Raw genomic sequence first — 21381 nt, 5'->3', positions numbered from 1 at the left:
CTGAGTTGCGGAGAAAGTACCTTCGTCGCGAAGGTGAAGGTACTTTGTCCGCAAGTCAGCATGCGGCACACCGTGGGGCCGCCTATCAGAATCGAACTGATGACCTATTCATTACGAGTGAATCGCTCTACCGACTGAGCTAAGGCGGCGTGACTGCCGATGCTCCCCGCAGGGAGACTCGGTGACACAGCATCCAAGCTTAGCCGGTCGGGCGAGTGAAGTTGTACAGCTCGGAGAATGAAGCCGCCAGGGAGTCGGACAGGGAGGTTGCGCTGTCCTCCTCGGCCCAGCGCCGCCAGGCGTGCCGCATGGCGGCCACCGCGACCAGGCTGAAGAGCAGGGCGCGCTGGGCGAGGCCCGGCGTTCCAGCCCGTTCCGGGTGGTCGGCCTCGAATCGACGCGTCACGATGTCGAGCAGCCGGGCCTCGAAGTCGCGCAGGGTCGCCATCCGCAGGCCGAACAGGTAGGTGCTGTCCTTCATGACGGCCTGGCGCAGCTGGTGGATCTCGCGGTCGGTTTCACTGCGTTCCAGGCTTTCCGCGAGCAGTACGGCGACCTGGCCGAGGATGTCCCCGTCCGGCCCGCCGTGCACGAAGGCCTCGATGGCCTCCGCGGAGGCCAGGTCGGGGGTGTCGCCGAGCAGTGCGGCATCCTTCGAGGGGAAGTAGTTGAAGAAGGTGCGTGGGGAGATGCTCGCGGCGCGGCTGATGTCCTCGACCGTGACCTTTTCGAGGCCGGTCTGCAGCGACAGGCTCAGGACCGCGTGCTGGATGGCCCGCCGGGTTGCGAGCCGCTTCCGCTCCCGAAGCCCGGGCTCTTCGGTGTCGGGTGACATGTCGTCAATTCTCCCATATGAAGCGGCCCGCGGGAGAGCCGGGATGGCGTCAACATGCCCGTATCAGCACGCCCGCATCAGCACGCCCCTGTCAACACCGGGGATCCGTCTCGGGCACCGCCCCGGTCAGAAGGTAGTCGTCCACGGCGTCGTTCACGCAGTCGTTGGACTTGTTGTACGCGGTGTGGCCTTCGCCCTCGAAGGTGACGAGGTGGCCGCTGTCGAGCTGGGCGGCGAGGTTCTTCGCCCAGACGTAGGGCGTCGCCGGGTCGTTGGTGGTGCCGATGACGAGGATGGGCGGGGCCCCCTCTGCCTTGATCTCGCTGCGCTCCCCGGTGAAGGCGTGCGGCCAGTTGGCGCAGCCGATGTCGCCAAAGGCCATGTAGCGGCCGATGGTCGGGGCCGCGGCCTCGATCTCGGCGGCCTGGGCGCGCATCGTGGCCGGGTCGTCGTCATAGGCGTAGTCGATGCAGTTGATCGCCGTGAACGCCTCGGTGGAGTTGTCGGCGTAGCTGCCGTCCTTGTTCCGCCCGTTGTACTGGTCGGCGAACTGGAACGCGTAGTCGGCCTCGCCCGCCAGGACGCTCTCGAACATGTCGCTCAGGTACTGCCACGCGGTCGCCTGGTAGAGGGGGTAGATGATCGCGGTGAGCAGGGCGTTCGAGCCGAGTTCGCGGCCGTCCTTCGCTGCGATCGGGCTCACGTCGACCGACGCGAGGAGGGCGCCGATGGTGTCCATCGCCTGGTCGACGGTGCCGGTGAAGGGGCATTCCGACCCGGCGAGGCAGTCGGCGAGGTAGGCGCGCAGGGCGCTTTCGAAGCCCTGTGCCTGCACCCGCGTCACGTCGAAGTTGCTCGTCGACGGGTCGAGGGCGCCGTCGAGCGCCAGCCGGCCCACCTTGTCGGGGTACAACTCCGCGTAGCTGGCACCGAGGAAGGTGCCGTAGGAATAGCCGAGGTAGTTCAGCTTCTTGTCGCCGAGCACGGCACGCAGCAGGTCGAGGTCGCGCGCGGCGCTCTCCGTGTCGACGTGTCCGAGCAGCGCCCCCGTGTTCGTGTCACAGGCCGCGCCGAAATCGGCGGCGGATGTCTCGAGTTCCTGGATCCAGGCATCCGTGCCCCGGGGCGCACTGGTGAGGCCGTAGAGGTATTCGTCCATCTGGGCGGGCTCGAGGCAGGTCACCGCAGAGGAGCGACCGACCCCGCGCGGGTCGAAGCCGACGATGTCGAAGCCGGCCTGGAGTTTCTCGTCGGCGGCGTAGTCGAGTGAGTCCTTGACGAAGTCGTAGCCGGAGCCGCCGGGGCCGCCCGGGTTCACCAGCAGGGAGCCGACGCGCTTGTTCCCGGCGGCAGGGTGCCGCACGAGGGCCAGGTCGATGTCGCCGGCGGCGGGATCGGTCCAGTCGAGCGGGGCCGTCGCGGTCGTGCACTGCAGGCCGTCGCCGCAGTCCTTCCAGCGCAGCACCTGCGAGTAGAACGGGTCGAGTGCGTTCTCGACGTTTTCGCCGGTCGGCGTCGAGGTGGCGGGGGATTTCTGCGGGAGGAACCAGGGCACACACCCGCTGAGGGTCAGGGTGAGCACCAGCGCGGCCGCCACGGCGGCGACCGGTGACGTGCGGACGCGTATTCGTCTGGTCAACGGATTCCTCTTTCCTGGGCTGCGTCCGCCGGCATCAGCGGCGGCGAATCGCGCTCACCAGCATCGCCTCGAGGGCGAGCGCCGGTGCCACGTTGGATTCAATTCTCTGCCGCGCAAGCGCGATCGCATCCATTGTCTCCAACGTTGCTGCCTGAGTGCTGGATGCGCCGCCCGAGCGCAGCTCGGCGAGAAGTTCGCGGTTGATCACGCTCGCCTCGCGTCCCAGCTGCACCATGAGCACGTCGCGGTAGAGCGAGGTCAGATCGACGAGGATGCGGTCGATCCCGTCACGCAGGCTGCGCGTCGCCCGGCGTTTCTGGTCGTCTTCGAGCGCCTTCAGCTGGCTGCGCAGGGCCGGCGGCACGGACTGGCCGGGCTCCACGCCGAGGGAGCGCAGCACGCCCTCGCGCTCCTCGGCGTCGCGCTCTTCGGTGATCGCCTTCGCGTCGTCGCCCGCAATCGCCAGCAGGCGGGAGGCCGCATTGACGGCCGTGGAGACCCCGCGGATGCCGAGGGCCGTGCGGAGCGTTTCCTCGCGCCGGGCCCGCGCCTCCGAGTTGGTGGCCAGCCGGTGGGCCATGCCGATATGGCTCTGGGCTTCCCGCGCGGCGCGCTCGGCGATCGCTGGGTCGACGCCGTCGCGCGCGATCAGCAGTGCCGCGACGTCTTCGACGCTGGGCACCCGGAGACGCACGGTGCGCACGCGCGAGCGGATGGTGGGCAGCAGGTCGGCCTCGCTCGGGGCACAGAGGATCCAGACGGTGCGCTCCGGCGGCTCCTCGAGGGCCTTGAGCAGCACGTTCGAGGTGCGTTCGACCATCCGGTCGGCGTCTTCGACGACGATCACCCGGTAGCGGCCGACGGACGGCGAGTACTGCGACCGCGCCACGACCTCCTTGACGCTGTCCATCTTGATGATGACGCCCTCGGTGGTGAGCACGGTGAGGTCGGGGTGGGTGCGCGCGGCGACCTGGCGCTCGGTGGCCTCTTCGTCGTCGGCGCTCCGGCTGAGCAGGGCCGCGGCGAAGGCGTACGCGAGGTTGGAGCGCCCGGAGCCGGGAGGGCCGGTGATCAGCCAGGAGTGCGTCATCGACGCCGACTCCCCGCCGGTGGCCCGGCCGGTCGAGCCCCCGCTGGTCGAGCCCCCGCTGGTCGAGCCTGTCGAGCCCCCCGAGCGCGCGGCAGCGGCCCGGAAGATGGCGATCGCATCGGCCTGTCCCGTGAGCTCGTCCCACAATGCCATTTATCTAGGCTACCGTCCCCCTGCGACACTCCCCCGCGAAGACGTCTCGGGTTGAGTTGCGGACAAAGTACCTTCAATTTGTGAACGAAGGTGCTTTGTCCGCAACTCAGCCACTGCGCGGCCCCGCGAGAGGGCGGCAGTGGGCCTGGAGCAGGCGGCGGGCATGAGAAACTTCTCACGCCCGGCTCCGCCCGGGCTCGCCCCCTGGGCCGACACTGAATGTATGCGGGAGCAGCCATTGACGACACCTGACCGGACAGAGCCGGACGAGGCGACCCGCGGCATCCTCGAGGCGGTCGCCGAATCGGTCGGGATGACCCTGGTCGCCTCCCGGCAGCTCACGCTCGAGAACACCACCCGCGGGTTCGCATCCGGGCACGAGCTGGAACTCTGCTCGAATGCCGGCGCCCGCGAGACGCACATCGTCTATCTCGAAACGAACCCGACGAAGCGCGAGCGCGAGGGGGTGCTCACCTTCCGCGACGAGGAGTCGGGCGAACGCATCGCGGTCTGGCTCTATCCGCGCGACCCGGAGCTGCCGGCGCTGCCCGCCGCCGTCTTCCCCGAGGCGGCGACGACCCTCCTCCGCCGGCTTGGCCTGGACCCCAGCGCAGTCACGCTCACCGTCGTGGCCTACCGGCCGGGCAAGCGCGCGGTCGTGCGCGTGGAGGCGCCGGAATTCACTGTGTTCCTCAAGGTCGTGCGCCCGGCCGTCGCCGAGGACCTGCACGCCCGCTACAGCCTGTGGCGGCTCGAGGGAGTCCCTGTCCCGCGGAGCCTGGGCTGGAGCGCCGACGGATTCATCGCCTTCGCGCCCCTGGCCGGCACCGAAGCCAGCCAGCTCATCGCCGACCTGCAGCCGGGAGCGTTCCTCGACGCGATCGACGACCTCACCGCCCGCATCGGCGCGATCCCGAGCGCCGGCGCGGCGCGCAAGTCCCTCGCCGAACGCCTGCCCTGGTACCTCGACCGGCTCCTGGCGCTCCTCCCGGAGCACACCGCTTCGATCACGCGCATCGGCGAGGCCATCGCCCGGGTGCGCGAGCGCGCGGGGGCCGCGACACCCGTGACGATCCACGGCGACCTCCACGTCGGCCAGGTCTTCGTCGACCCGCAGCATCCGTCACGCATCACCGGCGTGCTCGACATCGATACCGCCGGCCTCGGCGACCCGGCGGATGACGCGGCGGCGTTCTACGCCCATCTCGTCGTCACCGCGCAGCACCACCGCAGCCGCGGCGACGACGACACGGCCGAAAAATGCCTGTTTCTCGCTGAGCGCGCCCGGGATCGCTGGAGCGGCCGAGCCGACGCCGGGTTCGCCCTGCGGGCACGGCCAATCGCCGCGACGCACCTGCTGGGGCACATCCTCACCTCGGGGGCCCACGGGGCCGAGCTCCTTGCGGCCGCCGAGTCCCTGGTCGCCGGGGCGCTGGTCGCCGGGGCTCAAGACAGATCTGTCTAGATGAGAGCCCTCTCATCCACAGGCCCTGATTCTTCTCATCCGCGGCTGCGAGGCTGAAGCCCCTCGGGTCGAGGCGCTCCGCCTCCCCCGACAGACCAGACAAACAAGAAACTCGGGGAGAGTCATGAACACGAAGAAGTGGATTGCGATGGGGGCCGGCTCGGCACTCGGGCTCGGGCTCATCGCAGGTGGCGCGGTCTCCGCTGCCAATGCATTCGGAATCAACGACAGCGTCGAAGAATCCATCGGCGTCGAAGCCGTCACCCCCGTGTCGAGCGACGTCGTCGACGATGCCGCAGTGACGACGGCCGTCGAGGACGCCCTGGCCGTGGAGGATGCACCGGTCGTGGCGGACGTCCCGGCCGCCGTGGACGCCCCCGCGGTCGCCAGCGCGCCAAGCGTCGCGGACGCCTCCTCGGTCGTCAGCGTCCCCTCCGTCGTCGCACCGGCCGAAGCACCGGCCGTCGTGGATGTGCCGTCGGTCGCCAGCGCCCCCTCGGTCGCAGCACCCTCAGTCGTCAGCGCACCGTCGGTCGCCAGCGCCCCGAGCGCCCCGTCGGCGCCGAGCGCCCAGTCCGCACCGAGCGCGGCCTCGGTCGACTAGTCACCACCCTGACGTGCCCGGGCATCAGCCCGGGCACGTTTTTTGTGCCCGAGGGGCTGGCAGGGGAAGGCGTGGCCACAGCGACGCCCGCAGCATTGACTTGCGGAGAAAGCACCTTCCCGCGCGAAATGAAGGTACATTCTCCGCAACTGGGCCGGTGGTTGGGTGCGCATGGACAGACCCAACGGGTTTCGACGGCCGCTAGAGCAGCGTCGCGACCCTGGCGCGGATGGCCTCCGCGATCGTGTCGACGGGGGCCGCGGCATCCACGACCAGGAAGCGGGCCGGTTCGGCCGCGGCCAGGTCGAGGAACGCGGAGCGCACACGGGCGTGGAACTCGTTCTTCTCCGCCTCAAGGCGGTCGAAGCGCTTGTTGTCCGCGTCGAGGCGTCCGCGCGCGACGGTCTCGTCGAGGTCGAGCAGGATGGTGAGGTCGGGCAGCAGCCCCTCGGCCGCCCAGAGCGACAGGTCGCGCACCTCGCCCCGCTCGAGCACGCGCCCGGCGCCCTGGTAGGCGACGGATGAGTCGAGGTAGCGGTCCTGGATCACGGTTTCGCCGCGCACCAGCGCGGGCCGCACCTTCGTCGCGATGTGGTGGGCCCGGTCGGCCGCGTAGAGGAGGGCCTCGGCGCGCGGGGCGATCTCGCCGCGATGATGCAGCACGATTTCGCGGATCTCGACGCCGACATCCGTGCCGCCGGGTTCGCGGGTGCGGAGGACGCTGCGGCCCTGCCCTTCGAGCCACTCGGTGAGCAGCCGGGCCTGGGTCGACTTCCCAGACCCGTCGCCGCCCTCGAGCGTGATGAACAACCCGGTCACGACTTCGGCGTCGCCGCCGCCTTCGCCGCCGCGGTGGCCGCGCGGGTCGCCGCGGCCTTGGCTGCGGTCGCCGCCTTCTGGGCCGGGGTGCGGACTGCCGCCTTACGCACGGTCGTGGTCGCACCCGACGGGGTCGGCTTCCTGGCCGCGGCCTTCTTGGCGGGAGCCTTCCTGGCCGCAGGCTTCTTGGCGGGAGCCTTCTTCGCAGCCGTCTTCTTCACGGCCGGTCCCTTGGCCCGCTTGTCGGCCAGCAGCTGCACCGCCCGGTCGAAGTCGACGTCCTCGACGGTCTCGGACTTCGGGATCGTCGCGTTGGTGGTGCCGTCGGTGACGTAGGCGCCGAAGCGGCCGTCCTTGATCTTGATCGCCTTGCCGCTGTCCGGGTCGGGCGTCTCGAACTCCTTGAGCGCACTCGACGCGCGGCGTTCGCCGTACTTGGGCTGGGCGTAGAGCTCCAGCGCACCGGCCAGGTCGATCTCGAAGATCTGGTCCTCGCCTCCGGGCAGCGAGCGGGTGTCGACGCCCTTCTTCAGGTAGGCGCCGAAGCGGCCGTTCTGCGCGGTGATCTCGGCGCCGGATTCGGGGTCGATGCCGACCACGCGCGGCAGGTCGAGCAGGCGCAACGCCGTCTCGAGGTCGACGTTGGCGATGTCCATCGACTTGAACAGGGATGCCGTGCGCGGCTTGACCGCCGCGACCTTCTTCCTGGCCGGCGCCTTCTTTTTGGGCTTGGCCGCGGTGACTTCGCCCGTGGAGGCGTCGACGGTCTCGGTGGGGGTCTCGACCGGCGGGGCGGCCGGGGCCTCGGGCTCGGGCTCGAGCTCGGTGACGTACGGGCCGAACCGGCCGTCCTTGGCGACGATGGTCTTGCCGTTCTCCGGGTTCACACCGATCACGCGGTCGGTGATGACCGGCGCGTCCATGAGTTCGCGGGCCCTGGTCGGGGTGAGCTCGTCGGGCGCGAGTTCCGGCGGGATGTTGACTCGGCGAGGCGGAGCATCCGGACCGGCGTCGGGGTCGATGACCTCGAGGTAGGGACCGTACTTGCCGATGCGCAGGGTGATGTCGTCGGAGATCGGCAGCGAGTTGATGCTCTTCGCGTCGATCTCGCCGAGGTTGTCGATGACCTGGCGAAGGCCTCGGTGCTTGTCGGAGCCGAAGTAGAAGCTGGTCAGCCAGTCCACCCGGTCGGCCGTGCCGCCGGCGATGCGGTCGAGGTCGTCTTCCATTTCGGCGGTGAAGTCGTATTCGACCAGGTCGCCGAAGTAGTCCTCGAGCAGGCGCACGACGGAGAAGGCGATCCAGTTCGGGATGAGCGACTGGCCGCGCGGGGTGACATAACCGCGCTCGGTGATCGTGGAGATGATCGATGCGTAGGTGGACGGACGCCCGATGCCGAGCTCTTCGAGCTTCTTGACCAGGCTCGCCTCGGTGTAGCGGGCGGCGGGGGTGGTTTCGTGCCCCTTGGCCTCGACCTCGATCAGGGCGAGAACCTGACCCTCGGCGAGCGGCGGCAGCTTGGACTCGGTCGGGTCGGTCGAGGCGTTGCGCTCCTCGTCGACGGATTCCTCGTAGGCGAGCATGAAGCCGCGGAAGGTGATCACGGTGCCGCTGGCCGCGAACTCGGCCACGGCGCCGGATGCCGCGGGGTGCGCCGACGAACCGGTCGGGCCGGCGGAGATGGTGACCGACGCGGTCGAGCCGGTGGCATCCGCCATCTGGGATGCGACGGTGCGCTTCCAGATCAGCTCGTACAGCTTGAAGTCGCTGCCGCGGAGGGTCGAGGCCAGCGATGCCGGAGTGCGGAACGTGTCGCCGGAGGGGCGGATCGCCTCGTGCGCCTCCTGCGCGCTCTTGCTCTTGCCCTTGTAGAGGCGGGGCTTGTCCGGCACGGTTTCGGGGCCGTACAGCGCGGCCGCCTGGGTGCGTGCGGCCGTGATCGCCTGCTGCGACAGCGACGGCGAGTCGGTACGCATATAGGTGATGTACCCGTTTTCGTAGAGCGACTGGGCGACGCTCATGGTCTGGCGGGCGGTGAAGCGCAGCTTGCGCGCCGCTTCCTGCTGCAGGGTCGACGTCGTGAACGGCGCGGCCGGGCTGCGGCGGTACGGCTTGGAGGCGACCTTCGTCACGGTGAGGTCGACGGCCGGGTCCTTGAGGGCGTCGACGAGGGCGAGGGCGGATGCCTCGTCGAGCGTGGCCGCCTTCACGGTGGGTTTGAGCTTGCCGGAGTCGTCGAAGTCGCTGCCGGTGGCGATGCGCTCGCCGTTCAGGCGCACGAGTTTCGCGTCGAAGCCCTGTTCGGTGGATGCCGCCGACGCCGCGAGGCGGGCGAGCAGGTCCCAGTAGGACGCCGACACGAAGGCCAGCCGTTCGCGTTCGCGCTCGACGACGAGTCGGGTCGCGGCGGACTGCACGCGGCCGGCGGAGAGGCCGGGGCCGACCTTGCGCCAGAGCACGGGCGAGATTTCGTAACCGTAGAGGCGGTCCAGGATGCGCCGGGTTTCCTGCGCGTCGACGAGGGCGGTGTCGAGTTCGCGGGTGTTGTCGACCGCCTCGAGGATGGCATCCTTCGTGATCTCGTGGAACACCATGCGCTTGACCGGCACCTTGGGCTGGAGCACCTGCAGAAGGTGCCAGGCGATGGCCTCGCCTTCGCGGTCCTCATCAGTTGCAAGCAGGAGCTCGTCGGCGTTCTTCATCGCGCGCTTGAGGTCGGCGACGGTCTTCTTCTTGGCGTCGGACACGACGTAGTACGGTTCGAAACCGTTCTCCACATCGACGGAGAACTTGCCGAGGGAGCCCTTTTTCAGCTCCGGCGGAAGATTCTTCGGTTCGACCAGGTCCCGAATGTGACCAACCGAGGACAGGACCTCGTAGCCGTCGCCCAGGTAGGCGGCGATCGACTTCATCTTGGTCGGTGACTCGACAATGACCAGCTTCTTAGTGCCTGGCACCAGACTCCTCTTATATGTGGCGACCCGCGTTGTTGGGCCAAGGCACACCATACACATAGGAATAGAGTCCCCGCCTAATCGAGCGTCACTCAGGTTTTTGGGCCGTTTGCCCGCGAGCCTTGCTCTGGGGGCTTGCCAGTTACCCTCGCGTGAGGACAATGGAGGCATGGCTACAGGATCAACGGGCACGTACACCGCGAAGCTCACGGACGGCCCCCTCGAAGGCAAGACCATCACGACACCGTTTCTTGAATCAGGTGACCCGCAGCCGCGTCTGGAAATCCCGGCCGACTCCGGGGCCAAGCGCTACCTGTATTCGCGGGGCTCCGGACTCGAGTTCGGGTCGTCCGATCATCCGGACCGCCCGACCGCGGTCGACTACCGCTACCTCGAGGCGCTCTTCGACTGATCCCCCTTCCCCCGTCCTCTCCCCCTTCCCCTCTTCCTCCCCCTTCCCCTCCCTTCCCCTCCCGCGAAACCGCAGTTGTGCTCGTTATAACCGCGCTTTAGCGCGCACAACTGCGGTTTCGCGGGGAGGGTCGCGGGGAGGGTTACGCGGGCGGGCCGGCACGGGCGGATGACGTGAGGGCGAAGCCGGCGACAGTGCGGGCGACGGTCACTGATGAGATCAGGCCGTCAAGCGTGCACGTGACCACGGATGCCCCGTTGAGGGCGGCGGCCTCGGCCGCGGCCGTGCACGGGAAGCCCGCCACGGCGCCCGAAGCGGTGTCGGCCGCGGCGAGCGCCGCGGCGTCGGCCGCGTTCTGCACCGACTGGCCGACGGCGAGCAGGGCCAGCAGCGGCACACCGAGTAAGGTCACCGTCAGGGTCGCTCCGATCAGCGCGACCGCGAGCACCCCGCCGGCGCCCCGCTCGGAGCCACGCACGGGACGCCGGGTCGCGGGACGCCGGGCCAGGGGACGCACGGTCACGGGACGCACGGTCACGGGACGCACGGTCACGGGACGCACAGTCACCGGACGCCGGGCCAGGGGACGCACGGTCACGGGCCGGGGACCACGGCGCCGCCCAGCGCGCACGACCGGGCGGCCACCGTCAGACCGAAGGTCGCGTAGGGGCCGAACGCGGCCGGTGCGCTGAGGCGCGCGCAGACGAATTCGCCGCGGCGTTCCGTGGCGAGCCGGGCCCCACCCACCGAGCGGTGCACGAGGGACGCCGCCCGCTCGGCGGATTCGCCGCGGGCGAGCAACCGGGCCGCGTCGCCGGCGGCATCCGTCAGTCGCACCTGCTGACCGACCACCTGCACCGCGCCCAGGCAGCAGGCCAGCACAAGGAGCACGGCCGGCAGCACGACGGCGAACTCCGCGGTCACGGTGCCGTCGTCCCGGCCGTGCCCGCTACCCCACGCTGAGCGCATTGCGCACCAGCTCGGTGAGGATCCCGCGCACCTCGTTTCCTCGGAGGATCACGATCAGCAGGCCGGCGAACCCGACCGCCGCCATCGTGGCCACCAGGTATTCCGCGGTGGCCGCCCCCGCGTCCTCGCGCAGCCGCCGCAGCGCCCGGGCCGGGCTCCGCGGCCGCCGCGTGGGCGTGGCGGTGGCCGGCATGGCCGTGGTCGGCGTGGCCGTGGCCGCCGTGGGCGAGAGTTCCTTCTGCATCTGTTCGTCTCCTTTCGCGTCCTGCGACGCGGATGATGGACGGCGCGAGCGGGACCAGCCTGACCCGATTCGCCGGCCCGGTCCCCGGCATCGGACGAGCGGTGCGGAACGCCTAGAACGAACGCAGTGTGGACGAGAGGACGGTCAGCAGCAACGGCACCACCCCGACCAGCATGAACGCGGGCAGCACGCACACCCCCAGCGGGATCATCAGCGTCACCGACAGGGTCGCCGCCCGCCGTTGCCCGTCGCTCCGCGCGTCGCGGCGCTGCTGGTCGGCCTCGCTGCGCAGCAGTTCCGCGGCCGGGACGCCGGCGCGGGCGGACAGGGCGAGCACCCGGTCGATCGCGGCCTCCGAGCCTCCGACGCCTACGCCGTAGCGCTCGGTCACCGAGCGCACCAGGGTGCGCGCTCGCGCGACCGACCCGCCCCCGGCCATCCCGATCGCGGTCAGGTCGAGCGCGAGCCCGGGCGTCGGGTCCCGGGCTCGCGCGGACCGCACCAGGCTCCGGTTCCAGCGAGCGCCGGCTACCATCAGCAGCGCCCCTGCCCCGAGGCAGGCCAGGCCCGGCCCGGTGAGCAACAGGGTCTGCAGCGTGTTGAAACCGAGCACGCTGCCGAACAGGATGCCCACCAGCGGCAGCCCCATCACCATGCGTGCCGTGGCGTTCGGGCCGGCCAGCGCGACGGCGAGGTCCCGGTGCACCTGGCCCAGGTCGCGGAAGGATCCGGCGAGCTCCCGCAGGCAGGCGGCGAGCGGCGCCCCGGCCGCCGTGGCCACACCCCAGGCCGCCGCGAGGCCCAGCCAGGCGTCACCGGCCTGCCCGCCCAGCGCCCGGGCCTCCTGCGCCACCGCATCGGCGATACTCTCCCCGCGCCGCCCGGCCGCGGCGGCGGCACGCACGACCCGGGCGGCGTCCGGCTCCGTCGGGTGCCGTGACGGCGCCCCGGTTTTCGGTCCGGCGCCCGCGCCTGCGGGCTCGTCCGGCAGGAGATAGCCCCAGGCGGACACCGCGGACACCCCGGCGGACAGCAGCACCGCGAGGCGCTGGGTCACCGCCGCCACTTCTTCGATCGGCGGTTCGCCGCGCCTGCTCACGCGGGCTCCACGACCAGGTGGCCGCGCGCACCGAGGGCGAGGCGCCCGATCTGGGCAAGTCGCCTGGATCCGGCCGAGCGCTCGAGGTGCAGCACCAGTCCGATGGCGCTGACCGCCTGCCGGGCCACCGCCTCCGCGGTCATCCCGGCGAGCGCGCCGAGCGCCTCCAGCCGCGCCGGGACATCCTCCAGCGAGTTGGCATGCAGCGTGCCGGCGCCGCCGTCGTGACCGGTGTTCAGCGCGGCCAACAGCTCTCGGACCTCTTCGCCGCGGCATTCGCCGAGCACGAGGCGGTCCGGCCGCATCCGCAGCGCCTCGCGCAGGAGGCCCTGCAGGCCGATCCGGCCGGCGCCCTCGAGGTTCGCCTGCCGCGCCTCCAGCGCCACCACATGCGGGTGCGCGATCCTCAGCTCGGCGACGTCTTCGATCGCGACGATCCGTTCGTCCGGCGGAGCCTCGCCGAGCAACGCCGCCAGAAGCGTGGTCTTGCCGCTCCCGGCCGCGCCGGTGATCAGCAGGTTCTCCCGGTCGTGCACGGCGGCGCGGAGCCTGGCGACCTGCGCGGTTGCCTCTTCCCCGGCGCCGAACAGGCCGGCGGTCGCCAGCGCGGCGAGGCCAAGCCGCTCGGCACGGGGAAGCCGGATCGAGAGCAGGGTGCCCGTGCTCGAGACGGGCGGCAGCACGGCGTGCACGCGGATGCCGTCGGCCAGGCGCACATCGACGCAGGGCGTCGCCTCATCGAGGTGTCTCCCGCCGAGGGCGATCAGCCGAACGGCCAGCTCGCGCAGCGCATGCTCGTCGCAACGCCAGCCCGGCTGGTGGACCAGGCCGCGGCCCGAGTCCAGCCACAGGCCCGCTTCCCCGTTGACGAACAGGTCGGTGACCGGCCCGGATGCCGCGTACCCGGCCAGCGGGCCCAGCCCGGAAACATCCGCAGACGCAAGCTCCGAGGCATCCGCAGAAACAAGCCCCGACACGTCCGCCGAACCGCCAGCCACCGGATGCCGGGGTGCCGGCGCCGCGAACGACGGGACGGCGACGAAAGGGATGGACATGCGCCGAAGTTACGCCGTGTTACGCGGGAGCGGGGGCACCGGGACTCTTCACCGGGCGGCCGCGGCACGGCCCGGCTGGGGAGGAGGGGCCCCGGCCGGCGGGACGGCCGTCAAAAAGAGCCGTCAAAAAGAGCCGTTAAAAAGAGGGGGGCGGCACCTATTGGGGGGAACAGGTGCCGCCTCGGCAACGCGCTGATTGGGGGGAACCATGCGCGCTGCTGTTCAGAACTTTCGTTCAGACGCGTATCAGTTTACGCATTCTGGGAGGAAGCGCAAGTCCTCTGAGTCCCCATAAATGAGGACACGATTTGACCGGCTCCCAACAGTCATTGTGAGGGCCGCCGGAGACCTCGGGGTAGCCCCCCATCCGAGGGCACTGTCGGCGCGGTAGGGTACTTCCCGGGGGCCCCAACGCGCCTGAGTAACTTCCTCGCAAAGGAGCGACACCAGAACCATGAGCGTCCAGATCGATCATCTCCTCAACGAAACCCGCCACTTTCCGCCCACTCCCGAGTTCGCCGCGCAGTCGGTCTCGAAGCCTGAGTTGTATACGGATGCCGCCGCGGACCGCCTCGGATTCTGGGCCGACCAGGCCCGCGAGCTCCTGCACTGGCACAAGCCGTTCACCAAGACCCTCGACTGGACCAACCCGCCCTTCGCCAAGTGGTTCGAAGACGGCGAGCTGAATGTCGCGTACAACTGCCTCGACCGCCACGTTCTGGCCGGCAACGGCGACCGCGTCGCCCTGTACTGGGAAGGCGAGCCGGGCGAGACTCGCGCCATCACCTACGCCGAGCTGACCGCGGAGGTCAAGCGGGCGGCCAACGTGCTGATCAAGCTCGGCGTGACCGCGGGCGACCGCGTCGCCGTCTACCTGCCGATGATCCCGGAGGCCATCGTCGCCATGCTCGCGGTGGCCCGCGTCGGCGCCGTGCACTCCGTGATCTTCGGCGGCTTCAGCCCGGAGAGCATCAGCGCGCGCATCGACGACGCGGATGCCGTGCTCGTGATCACCGCCGACGGCGGCTACCGCAAGGGCAAGGTTTCGGCTCTCAAACCGGCCGTCGACGAGGCCCTGGCCAGCGGCGAGTCCTACGTGCGGAACGTGCTCGTGGTCAAGCGCACCGGGCAGGACGTGGACTGGACCGACCGCGACCTCTGGTGGCACGAGGAACTCGCCTCGGTCGACGCGGAGCACGAGGCCCAGCCCTTCGCGGCCGAGAACCCGCTGTTCATCCTCTACACGTCGGGCACGACCGGCAAGCCCAAGGGCATCCTGCACACCACAGGCGGCTACCTCACCCAGGCCGCGTTCACCCACAAGAACGTGTTCGACCTGCGCCCGGAGACGGATGTCTACTGGTGCACCGCCGACATCGGCTGGATCACGGGCCACAGCTACGTCACCTACGGCCCGCTCGCCAACGGCGCCACCCAGGTGCTCTACGAGGGCACCCCCGACACGCCGCACCCCGGCCGCTGGTGGGAGCTGATCGAGAAGTACAAGGTGACCATCCTGTACACCGCGCCCACCGCCATCCGCACGTTCATGAAACTCGGCCGCCAGATCCCGCAGAAGTTCGACCTGTCGAGCCTGCGGGTGCTCGGGTCGGTGGGTGAGCCGATCAACCCGGAAGCCTGGATGTGGTACCGCGAGGTCATTGGCGGCAATAAGGCCCCGGTCGTCGACACCTGGTGGCAGACCGAGACCGGCGGGATCATGATCTCCGCGCTCCCGGGTCTCACGACCACCAAGCCGGGCGCGGCCCAGGTGCCGATCCCCGGCGTCACGATCGACGTGCTCGACGACGACGGAGCGCACGTCGGCCACGGCAACGGCGGCCTGCTCGTCGTGACCGAACCCTGGCCGGGGATGCTCCGCGGCATCTGGGGCGACCCGGAACGCTTCAAAGAAACCTACTGGGACAAGTTCGGCAACAAGTCCCTGTACTTCGCCGGCGACGGCGCCCGCCTCGACGACGAGGGCGACATCTGGCTGCTCGGCCGCGTCGACGACGTGATGAACGTGTCGGGCCACCGATTGTCCACGGCCGAGATCGAATCGTCGCTCGTGGCGCATCCGATGACGGCGGAGGCGGCCGTCGTAGGCGCCTCGGACGAGGTGACCGGCCAGGCCGTCGTGGCGTTCGTGATCATCAAGTTCAGCCACCTGGACGACACGTCGCACGCGGACATCGCGGCGACCCTGCGCGCCCACGTCTCCCAGCAGATCGGCGCGATCGCCCGCCCGAAGCACATCTTCATCGTGAAGGAGCTGCCGAAGACTCGTTCGGGCAAGATCATGCGCCGCTTGCTGCGCGATGTGGCCGAGGGCCGTGAGATCGGCGACGTGACCACGCTCGCCGACACCATGGTGATGCAGTCGATCAGCAACACGATGAAGTAACGACTCCGGGATCTCGATACTCCTGTTGAGGTCAGGCGGAGCTCGTTGATGTCAAGCGGAGCTCGGCCGTCCGGCGGATTCCCTGTGGCTAACTCAGGAGATTCGGGAGCGGCCCGCTCAGTGCCCGCGGACTAGTCCGGCGGCTGGCCCCGACGTTCCGGATTCTCCTGAGTTAGCCACACGCAGGCGGAGATCAGAGCGCTGACAGGCTCGATCACCGATCCGGTGGTCGAGCCTGCCCGGACCGGTCAGGCGAAGGCGACGACCAGCTCGACCTCGACCGGGGCGTCCAGCGGCAGCACGGCGACGCCGACGGCCGACCGCGCGTGCCGGCCCAGGTCGCCGAAGATCTCGCCGAGCACCTCGGAGGCGCCGTTGATCACGCCGGGCTGGCCGGTGAACGACGGGTCGGATGCGACGAAACCGGTGACCTTCACGACCTGCGTGATCCGGTCAAGCGACCCGATGACCGCCTTGATCGCGGCGAGCCCGTTGAGCGCCGCGAGGCGCGCGTACTCCCTGGCGTCGGCTGCGGGGACGAGCCCGTGGCCGTCGCCGACCTTTCCGGTGGCCGACAGCGCGCCGGACACCATCGGCAGCTGGCCGGAGGTGAAGACCAGCGAACCGGCGATGACGGCCGGAACATACGTGGCCAGCGGCGGAACAACGGTGGGAAGGTCGATGCCCAGCTCGGCCAGGCGTGCCTCGATCTGCGACATGATCAGGCTCCGCTCACGGCGGCGGCGACCGGGCGCTTGAGGTAGGCGACGAGCCCGCCCTCCGGGCCGGTGACGACCTGCACGAGCTCCCAGCCATCAGAGCCCCAGTTGTTCAGGATTGCTGCTGTGTTGTGGATCATCAGCGGCGTTGTGAGGTACTCCCAGGCTGGCATGTGTCTCCGATTCAGGCGGTTTTTCAGTTTTGTCCCTTACGCTCAAGTCTATGTCTGCCAAAAAACGTACGGTTAGCGGGGCTCTCGGCGGCTTCATCGGTTTCGTCGCCATGAGTGCTGTCGCTGGGGTGCTCGTCACCGCCGCAATCACCCCCGCAATCGCCGTTTCCGGCATGGCCGCGACGAACACGATCAACGTCTTCGAGAACCTGCCCGACTACCTGGCCATCGACCAGCTGTCGCAGAAGAGCAACATCTACGCCACGAACAAGGAAAAAAAGACCGTGCTCCTGGCGTCGTTCTACGACCAGAACCGGGTCGAGGTCGAGTCGGATGCGATCAGCCAGTTCGCCAAGGACGCCGCGATCGCCGGTGAGGACCCCCGTTTCTACGAGCACAACGGCGTCGACCTGCAGGGCACCGTGCGCGCCACGGTGAAGACCGTCTCCGGCAGCGGAACCCAGGGTGGATCATCCATCACCCAGCAGTACGTCAAGAATGTGCTCGTGCAGAAGTGCGAGGTCATCGACGACAAGGAAAAGCACGACGCGTGCTACGACACCGCCACGAAGACGACGCCGGACCGCAAGCTCAAGGAAATGCGCCTCGCCATCGGCGTTGAGAAGAAGTACGAGAAGGACGACATCCTTCGCCAGTACCTCAACATCACCGGCTTCGGCGGCACCGTCTACGGCATCGAAGCCGCATCGAACTACTACTTCGGCACCACCGCGGCAAAGCTCACCCTGCCGCAGGCGGCCAGCCTCGTCGCCATCGTGAACCACCCGGTCAAGTTCCAGCTCGACCGGCCGAAGAGCGAGACCAACGGCGCGGCGAACGGGTATGCGGCCAACAAGGACCGCCGCGACTACATCCTCGGCGAGATGCTCAAGCACAAGAAGATCAGCCAGAAGGATCACGACGCAGCCATCAAGACGGCGGTCGAGCCGAAGATCACCGAGCCGAGCACCGGATGCCAGACCGCGGGTTCCAGCGCCTACTTCTGTGACTACGTCGCGAAGAAGCTGCTCAACGACCCCACCTTCGGCGAAGACCGGGAGACCCGTCTGCTCAACTTCCGCCGCGGCGGATACAACGTCTACACGACCCTCGACCTGGACCTCCAGGTCGCCGCGATCGACACGATGAACAAGCACGTGCCCAAGGTCTGGAGCGGCGGCGACGTCGGCGGCGTCGTCTCGAGCGTGCAGGTGGGCACCGGACGCGTGCTCGCGATGGTGCAGAACAAGGACTACAGCCAGGACCCGGCCGTGCAGGCCACCGGCCGCAACTATTCCGGCCTGAACTACAACACCGACAAGACCGAGGGCGGCTCGCTCGGTTTCCAGCCCGGATCGACGTACAAGGTCTTCACGCTGGGCGAGTGGCTCAAGGAGGGGCACACGCTCAACGAGCGCGCCGATTCCCGCCGCAAGGCCGACTGGGGAACGTTCCAGGACAGCTGCGACGGCCCCATCAGCTTCCCCGGGTTCAACCCGCGCAACGACCAGAACGAGGGCGGCAGCAACTACAGCGCCCTCCAGTCGACGGTCGGCTCGATCAACACGGGCTTCATCGGGATGGCGAAGAAACTCGACCTCTGCGGCATCAAGAAGACCGCCGAGGCCTTCGGCGTGCACCGCGCCGACGGTAAGGACCTGGAGAAGGGCGCCAGCGCCGTGCTCGGAACCAACGAGGTCGCACCGCTGACCATGGCCGTCGCCTTCGCCGGGATCGCCAACAAGGGCAAGACCTGCTCCCCCGTTGTGATCGACCGGATCACCGGCCCGGGCGGCGATGAGCTGCCGGTGCCGAAGTCGAAGTGCACCCAGTCCGTCACCCCGGATGTCGCCGCGGGCATGACCTACGCCATGCAGCGCGTCATGACGGACGGAACCGGCCGGAGTTCCAACTACGGCACCTACCCGAACGTGCCGATGATCGGCAAGACCGGAACCACGGACGGCGCCAAGGACACCTGGATGAGCGGAGCCTCGTCCAAGGTGGCCACGGTGGTCGGCGTGGTCAGCGTCACCGGAACGCTCAGCCAGCGGAAGCAACACTTCGACAACGGCGAACAGGTCTCGCTTGCCCGCCACGAGATGTGGCCCGACATCATGTCGGTAGCCAACGCGAAGTACGGCGGAGAGTCCTTCCCCGAACCCACGTTCAAGCTCATCCAGGCGCCCCAGGCGACCGTGCCCGACGTGCGCGGCAAGTCGATGGACGAAGCACGTGCCATCCTCTCCGGCGCCGGGTTCGACGCCGTGGACGGCGGCGACGTCGACTCCGAGATGCCCGCCGGCACCGTGGCAGGCACCGACCCGGCCGGCGGAACCCGCACGGCCCGCGGCTCCACCATCACCATTTTCACGAGCAACGGCCAGCTGAAGATCCTGCCGGACGTCGTCGGTAAGACCGAGGCCGAGGCCACGGCCGCGCTGGCGGGATTCAAGGTCAATAAAAAGGAAGAGGCCGTCACCGATCCGTCGCAGGTGGGCAAGGTGATCTCGATGGATCCGGGTGCCGGCACCGGGATGAAGTCGGGCGGTGCTGTGACGATCGTCGTCGGCAAGCTCGGCGCCGAGCCAGGCAAGAAACCATGACCCGGGGACGCCTCGTCGGATCGGCCGCCGTCGCGCTAGGCGCGGCGGGCCTGGCCGCGCTCGCCTGGGGCGCCCTGGTCGAACGCAAGCGCTTCACCCTGCGCGAGATCTCGGTGCCCGTGCTCGCGCCCGGCTCCGACCCGATCAGGGTGCTGCACCTGTCCGACATGCACATGGCACCGTGGCAGTCCGAGAAGCAGGAGTGGGTGCGCGGGCTCGCCGAGCTGAAGCCCGACCTCATCGTCAACACCGGTGACAACCTCGGGCATGAAGACGGCATCCCGGGCGTCGAGTATGCCCTGGCGCCGTTCGCCGGCATCCCCGGCGTCTTCGTGAACGGCTCGAACGACTACGTCGGCCCGCGCCCGCTCAACCCGTTCACATACTTCGGCGGCCCGTCCGTCCGCAGCCAGTCGCAGCCGCGGGCACTCGACATCACCGGCCTGCACGGCGTCTTCGCCGCGCTCGGCTGGACCGACATCGACAACGCGGCCGTCGCGCTCGAGCTGAACGGGACCCGCCTGGAGTTCTTCGGCGTGGACGACCCGCACCACGGCCTGGACCGGCTCGACCTCATCACGCGGGCGATCGACGACCTGCGTGCGAACGACCCGCTGGCCGACGAGACGTGGCCGGACCCTGGGAAGGCGCCCGAACCGCGGCCCACCGTCACGATCGGCGTCAGCCACGCTCCGTACCAGCGGGTGCTCAACTCCTTCGTGAACCACGGCGCGCAACTGATCCTCGCCGGGCACACCCACGGCGGCCAGGTCTGCGTGCCCGGCTTCGGCGCGCTCGTCACCAACTGCGACATCCCGCGCGCCCAGGTCAAGGGCCTGAGCCTGTGGGACTCCGGCCTGCACACGTCTTACCTGCACGTGTCGGCCGGCCTCGGCACCTCGATCTACGCCCCCGTGCGGTTCGCCTGCCCGCCCGAGGCGACACTGCTCACCCTCATCGGCGCCTAGCCGATCCGCCGGGTCGCGAGCTCCGTCAGCGGACGCCCGATTTTCGATCTATACTTGTGGAGGCCCACGGGCCATCGGGGTATGGCGCAGCTTGGTAGCGCGCGTCGTTCGGGACGACGAGGTCGCAGGTTCAAATCCTGTTACCCCGACAGCAGTACAGAAGGGCCGCACATCGTGCGGCCCTTCTGCTTTCTCCCTGTGAGGGGTCGCAAATCGACCTTCGTTGGGCCTGGGAAGGTCGATTTGCGACCCCTCACCGGCGGGATACCGGCGGATGCAGGGCGAGGGTGTCCCGGATCAGGCGCAGCAGCATCCGTCGGTCGGCGAGCTCGTCGGCGGCGATCTCGACGACGTGCCAGCCCAGAGCCGTGAGCCGGGCGACCCGGGTGCGGTCCTTGCGCCACCGATCCGGCTCGCTGCGATGGTAATCGCCCTGGTACTCGAAGATGACCCGGTGCACGGGAAAGCAGAGGTCGGCCCGGGCGATGACCCGGCCGAACGCATCCGCGATCGGATGGTTGACCGCGAGGCCCAGGATGCCGGCGCGAACGATCGTCACGCGGATGACCGACTCGGGCGGCGACTCGGCACGGTCGTCCAGCAGCCCCAGCGCTTCCAGCAGGCGCGCTCGCCAGCGCCGGGCCGGGTGGCGGTCGGCGGCGGCCGCCAGGTCCGCGCGGCCGGCGAGCGGATGCCGGTGGTGGATGATGTAGTCCCCCGCGGCCACGAGGTCCTCGACGTCGAGGACGGCGGCGAGGTCGCACCACGTGCGCGCGGCCGTGGTCAGCCGAAGCCCCTGCCGCTCGCCAACGTCATCCGGGCCGAGTTGAAGCTTGTGGCCGATGGATCCGGCGGCCCGGTACGCGCGCATCGGCGCCGGCATGCCGACGTGGAGCTGCGGCGCCCGGGCCAGCCTCGGCGGGAGCGGGATGCCCAGGATCAGGGCGGCCGTGACCGTGCAGAAGAACGCGGCGTCCGGCATCCGCAGCTGGAGCGCCCCCGCCCGCTCGTAGACCGAGACCGGGGAGTCGGGCGAGCGGATGCCGTGGAACGGACGGGCGAGGTCCGGGCCTCGCAGCCGACCCTCGCCGATACCCCGGGCGGCGGCCGTTCGGGTGGTGAATGAGCCGTCGCGGAGCCCTGGCGGGAGCGGAAGTCGGGAGGCCACGC

General features: G+C 69.5%; 19 protein-coding genes and 2 tRNA genes. 7 read left to right on the top strand and 14 right to left on the bottom strand.

Features of this window, described 5'->3' with window-relative positions; all coding sequences use genetic code 11:
* Positions 1-73 precede the first annotated feature (73 nt).
* The 4 genes from BLQ39_RS07495 to BLQ39_RS07480 all read right to left on the bottom strand — a co-directional run bounded on the left by BLQ39_RS07495 (position 74) and on the right by BLQ39_RS07480 (position 3717).
* Positions 74-149 (bottom strand) — tRNA-Thr (locus BLQ39_RS07495).
* A gap of 50 nt (positions 150-199) precedes the next feature.
* Positions 200-835 (bottom strand): TetR family transcriptional regulator, encoded by a 636-nt coding sequence (locus BLQ39_RS15835; protein ID WP_092322957.1) that lies wholly within the window; start codon positions 833-835, stop codon positions 200-202.
* A 91-nt stretch (positions 836-926) separates the two neighbouring features.
* Positions 927-2474 carry an alpha/beta hydrolase gene (locus BLQ39_RS07485; protein WP_092322955.1) on the bottom strand — a complete coding sequence of 516 codons (1548 nt, stop codon included), beginning with the start codon at positions 2472-2474 and terminating at the stop codon, positions 927-929.
* Positions 2475-2508: 34 nt separating this feature from the next.
* On the bottom strand, positions 2509-3717 hold the full coding sequence (locus tag BLQ39_RS07480; protein ID WP_092322954.1) for a DNA polymerase III subunit delta': 1209 nt from the start codon (positions 3715-3717) through the stop codon (positions 2509-2511).
* Positions 3718-3955: 238 nt separating this feature from the next.
* On the opposite strand from BLQ39_RS07480, the gene BLQ39_RS07475 reads away from it, so the two are divergent.
* Together BLQ39_RS07475 and BLQ39_RS15830 are read left to right on the top strand one after the other, a co-directional pair.
* On the top strand, positions 3956-5182 hold the full coding sequence (locus tag BLQ39_RS07475) for a phosphotransferase family protein (protein ID WP_135109389.1): 1227 nt from the start codon (positions 3956-3958) through the stop codon (positions 5180-5182).
* Between the two features lie 124 nt (positions 5183-5306).
* Positions 5307-5786, top strand: a complete 480-nt coding sequence (locus BLQ39_RS15830) for a hypothetical protein (RefSeq protein ID WP_092322951.1) — start codon at positions 5307-5309, stop codon at positions 5784-5786.
* A gap of 201 nt (positions 5787-5987) precedes the next feature.
* Here BLQ39_RS15830 and tmk read toward each other — a convergent pair whose 3' ends face one another.
* Complete coding sequence (gene tmk, locus BLQ39_RS07465) at positions 5988-6605, bottom strand: dTMP kinase (RefSeq protein ID WP_092322949.1); 618 nt, start codon at positions 6603-6605, stop codon at positions 5988-5990.
* Positions 6602-9562 (bottom strand): type I DNA topoisomerase, encoded by a 2961-nt coding sequence (gene topA / locus BLQ39_RS07460; RefSeq protein ID WP_092322948.1) that lies wholly within the window; start codon positions 9560-9562, stop codon positions 6602-6604. The genes tmk and topA overlap by 4 nt, the downstream gene beginning before the upstream one ends.
* A gap of 166 nt (positions 9563-9728) precedes the next feature.
* Here topA and BLQ39_RS07455 point away from each other — a divergent pair, with 166 nt between their 5' ends.
* Entirely contained in the window at positions 9729-9971 is a 243-nt protein-coding gene (locus BLQ39_RS07455; protein ID WP_092322945.1) for a hypothetical protein, read from the top strand.
* Positions 9972-10113: 142 nt separating this feature from the next.
* Here the strand turns inward: BLQ39_RS07455 and BLQ39_RS07450 are convergent, their stop codons facing one another.
* From BLQ39_RS07450 to BLQ39_RS07430, 5 genes are all read right to left on the bottom strand, one after another.
* Positions 10114-10524, bottom strand: coding sequence for an Rv3654c family TadE-like protein (locus BLQ39_RS07450; RefSeq protein ID WP_241986967.1), 411 nt, complete (start codon positions 10522-10524; stop codon positions 10114-10116).
* 41 nt (positions 10525-10565) lie between these two features.
* Positions 10566-10940 carry a TadE family type IV pilus minor pilin gene (locus BLQ39_RS07445; RefSeq protein ID WP_092322943.1) on the bottom strand — a complete coding sequence of 125 codons (375 nt, stop codon included), beginning with the start codon at positions 10938-10940 and terminating at the stop codon, positions 10566-10568.
* Entirely contained in the window at positions 10921-11184 is a 264-nt protein-coding gene (locus BLQ39_RS07440) for a DUF4244 domain-containing protein (RefSeq protein WP_241986966.1), read from the bottom strand. The genes BLQ39_RS07445 and BLQ39_RS07440 overlap by 20 nt, the downstream gene beginning before the upstream one ends.
* 112 nt (positions 11185-11296) lie before the next feature.
* Positions 11297-12283 carry a type II secretion system F family protein gene (locus BLQ39_RS07435; RefSeq protein ID WP_092322942.1) on the bottom strand — a complete coding sequence of 329 codons (987 nt, stop codon included), beginning with the start codon at positions 12281-12283 and terminating at the stop codon, positions 11297-11299.
* The gene (locus BLQ39_RS07430; protein ID WP_092322940.1) at positions 12280-13338 is read right to left on the bottom strand and encodes a TadA family conjugal transfer-associated ATPase; all 1059 of its coding nucleotides are present in this window, start codon (positions 13336-13338) and stop codon (positions 12280-12282) included. Before BLQ39_RS07430 ends, BLQ39_RS07435 begins: the two co-directional genes overlap by 4 nt.
* A gap of 454 nt (positions 13339-13792) precedes the next feature.
* Here BLQ39_RS07430 and acs point away from each other — a divergent pair, with 454 nt between their 5' ends.
* On the top strand, positions 13793-15745 hold the full coding sequence (gene acs / locus BLQ39_RS07425) for an acetate--CoA ligase (protein WP_092322939.1): 1953 nt from the start codon (positions 13793-13795) through the stop codon (positions 15743-15745).
* Between the two features lie 248 nt (positions 15746-15993).
* Here the strand turns inward: acs and BLQ39_RS07420 are convergent, their stop codons facing one another.
* Together BLQ39_RS07420 and sp36 are read right to left on the bottom strand one after the other, a co-directional pair.
* Positions 15994-16464 (bottom strand): RidA family protein, encoded by a 471-nt coding sequence (locus tag BLQ39_RS07420; protein WP_092322937.1) that lies wholly within the window; start codon positions 16462-16464, stop codon positions 15994-15996.
* 2 nt (positions 16465-16466) lie between these two features.
* On the bottom strand, positions 16467-16637 hold the full coding sequence (sp36, locus tag BLQ39_RS15825; RefSeq protein ID WP_166784470.1) for a Sp36 family protein: 171 nt from the start codon (positions 16635-16637) through the stop codon (positions 16467-16469).
* 50 nt (positions 16638-16687) lie between these two features.
* On the opposite strand from sp36, the gene BLQ39_RS07415 reads away from it, so the two are divergent.
* From BLQ39_RS07415 to BLQ39_RS07405, 3 genes are all read left to right on the top strand, one after another.
* Positions 16688-19243 carry a transglycosylase domain-containing protein gene (locus BLQ39_RS07415; RefSeq protein WP_092322936.1) on the top strand — a complete coding sequence of 852 codons (2556 nt, stop codon included), beginning with the start codon at positions 16688-16690 and terminating at the stop codon, positions 19241-19243.
* The gene (locus BLQ39_RS07410; protein ID WP_092322934.1) at positions 19240-20211 is read left to right on the top strand and encodes a metallophosphoesterase; all 972 of its coding nucleotides are present in this window, start codon (positions 19240-19242) and stop codon (positions 20209-20211) included. The genes BLQ39_RS07415 and BLQ39_RS07410 overlap by 4 nt, the downstream gene beginning before the upstream one ends.
* A gap of 75 nt (positions 20212-20286) precedes the next feature.
* A tRNA-Pro gene (locus BLQ39_RS07405) sits at positions 20287-20360 on the top strand.
* A 104-nt stretch (positions 20361-20464) separates the two neighbouring features.
* Here the strand turns inward: BLQ39_RS07405 and BLQ39_RS07400 are convergent.
* Positions 20465-21379 (bottom strand): putative endonuclease domain-containing protein, encoded by a 915-nt coding sequence (locus BLQ39_RS07400; RefSeq protein WP_092322932.1) that lies wholly within the window; start codon positions 21377-21379, stop codon positions 20465-20467.
* Between the last annotated feature and the right edge of the window lie 2 nt (positions 21380-21381).

Source organism: Cryobacterium psychrotolerans, assembly GCF_900101115.1.
GTDB lineage: Bacteria > Actinomycetota > Actinomycetes > Actinomycetales > Microbacteriaceae > Cryobacterium > Cryobacterium psychrotolerans.
The sequence above is the reverse complement of the archived record's forward strand: the minus strand, read 5'-3'. Positions and strand labels throughout refer to the sequence as shown.

Bases quoted from the DNA above. Each gene is read 5' to 3' on its own strand.
- BLQ39_RS07410 (WP_092322934.1), top strand. From the start codon at position 19,240: ATGACCCGGGGACGCCTCGTCGGATCGGCCGCCGTCGCGCTAGGCGCG.
- BLQ39_RS15830 (WP_092322951.1), top strand. From the start codon at position 5,307: ATGAACACGAAGAAGTGGATTGCGATGGGGGCCGGCTCGGCACTCGGG.
- sp36 (WP_166784470.1), bottom strand. From the start codon at position 16,637: ATGCCAGCCTGGGAGTACCTCACAACGCCGCTGATGATCCACAACACA.
- BLQ39_RS07430 (WP_092322940.1), bottom strand. From the start codon at position 13,338: ATGTCCATCCCTTTCGTCGCCGTCCCGTCGTTCGCGGCGCCGGCACCC.
- BLQ39_RS07480 (WP_092322954.1), bottom strand. From the start codon at position 3,717: ATGGCATTGTGGGACGAGCTCACGGGACAGGCCGATGCGATCGCCATC.
- BLQ39_RS07415 (WP_092322936.1), top strand. From the start codon at position 16,688: ATGTCTGCCAAAAAACGTACGGTTAGCGGGGCTCTCGGCGGCTTCATC.
- BLQ39_RS07455 (WP_092322945.1), top strand. From the start codon at position 9,729: ATGGCTACAGGATCAACGGGCACGTACACCGCGAAGCTCACGGACGGC.
- BLQ39_RS15835 (WP_092322957.1), bottom strand. From the start codon at position 835: ATGTCACCCGACACCGAAGAGCCCGGGCTTCGGGAGCGGAAGCGGCTC.
- acs (WP_092322939.1), top strand. From the start codon at position 13,793: ATGAGCGTCCAGATCGATCATCTCCTCAACGAAACCCGCCACTTTCCG.
- BLQ39_RS07420 (WP_092322937.1), bottom strand. From the start codon at position 16,464: ATGTCGCAGATCGAGGCACGCCTGGCCGAGCTGGGCATCGACCTTCCC.
- BLQ39_RS07440 (WP_241986966.1), bottom strand. From the start codon at position 11,184: ATGCAGAAGGAACTCTCGCCCACGGCGGCCACGGCCACGCCGACCACG.
- BLQ39_RS07445 (WP_092322943.1), bottom strand. From the start codon at position 10,940: ATGCGCTCAGCGTGGGGTAGCGGGCACGGCCGGGACGACGGCACCGTG.